Here is a 1,068-nt window from a genome sequence, read left to right as displayed (position 1 = left end):
CAGGCCTGCGTTGCGTACACGTGCGGCCGAAGCGGCAAGGTCCTGCAAATCGTCTCCGCGGGCCTGCAGCAGTACGGTCGCCTCGGTCTCGTCGAGGGCGACCCCGTCTCGGGCGCGTCTGAGTGCTCGCCGCATGGCAGTTGCGGTCGGTCGGCCGGTCCGGGATTCCTCAGGCACAGGCATTGTGTTCCTCTGACGTTTCTGTGAGTCGGCGGTTGGAGTTTCGTCGCGGAGCCGGCTGGGCGTGGTCGGTGCGTCGCAGCTACAGGTCGGCGATGTTCAGCCCGGCATGGGTGTGGTAGCGACGGTTGATCGAGATGAGGTTCGCGACCAGTGATTCGACCTGGTGGGCGTTGCGCAGTCGGCCGGCGAAGACGCCGCGCATGCCGGGTATGCGACCGATGAGGGCTTGGACGAGGTCGGTGTCGGCGCGGGCCTCGCCGAGGACCATGACATCGGTCGGCATCTCGTCGATTCCAGGGTCGGTCAGGCGTACCGCAGACAGGTGGTTGAAGGCGGCTGTGACCCTTGATCCGGGCAGGAGGGCTGCGGCTTGCTCGGCGGCGCTGCCCTCGTCGGGCTTGAGGGCGTAGGCGCCCTTCTTGTCGAAGCCCAGCGGGTTGACGCAGTCGATGACGATCTTGCCCATGAGTTCGCTGCGGAGCGATTTCAACGTTTCGGCGTGGGCGTCCCATGGGACGGCGACGATGACGATGTCGCTGCGCTGCGCGGCTTCCGCGTTGTCGGCGCCTTGGATGCCCAGGCCCAGTTCGGTCGCGGTGGCCTGGGCTCGGTGTGCCGACCGGGAGCCGATGATCACCTGCTGGCCGGCTTTGGCCAGTCGGTAGGCGAGACCTCGGCCCTGCGGTCCGCTTCCGCCGAGGATGCCGACCACATAGTCGGTGACGTCGGGCAGTTCCCATGGGTCGCTGCTTGGGCCCGGCAGTGTACGAGCGTCGGTGGTGGCGTCGGTGGTCGTCATGCGATCAAGCCTTCTTGTTGGGGGGCAGGTATGGGTGTCACTTGACCAGACCGGTCTGTCTAAGCCACGATAGCAGGGCATCCGCA

The 1,068-nt window shown here is 66.7% G+C and carries 1 protein-coding gene; it reads right to left on the bottom strand.

Going from position 1 to position 1,068, the window contains the following annotated elements; all coding sequences use genetic code 11:
* Positions 1-262: 262 nt before the first annotated feature.
* The gene (gene npdG / locus ABD901_RS58685) at positions 263-982 is read right to left on the bottom strand and encodes an NADPH-dependent F420 reductase (protein WP_345145094.1); all 720 of its coding nucleotides are present in this window, start codon (positions 980-982) and stop codon (positions 263-265) included.
* Positions 983-1,068: the final 86 nt, after the last annotated feature.

This window comes from Dactylosporangium darangshiense (genome assembly GCF_039537565.1).
GTDB lineage: Bacteria > Actinomycetota > Actinomycetes > Mycobacteriales > Micromonosporaceae > Dactylosporangium > Dactylosporangium darangshiense.
This window is presented reverse-complemented; position numbering and strand designations above follow the sequence as displayed.

Excerpts from the sequence above, each read along its gene's own strand:
- npdG (WP_345145094.1), bottom strand. The coding sequence starts at position 982 with ATGACGACCACCGACGCCACCACCGACGCTCGTACACTGCCGGGCCCA.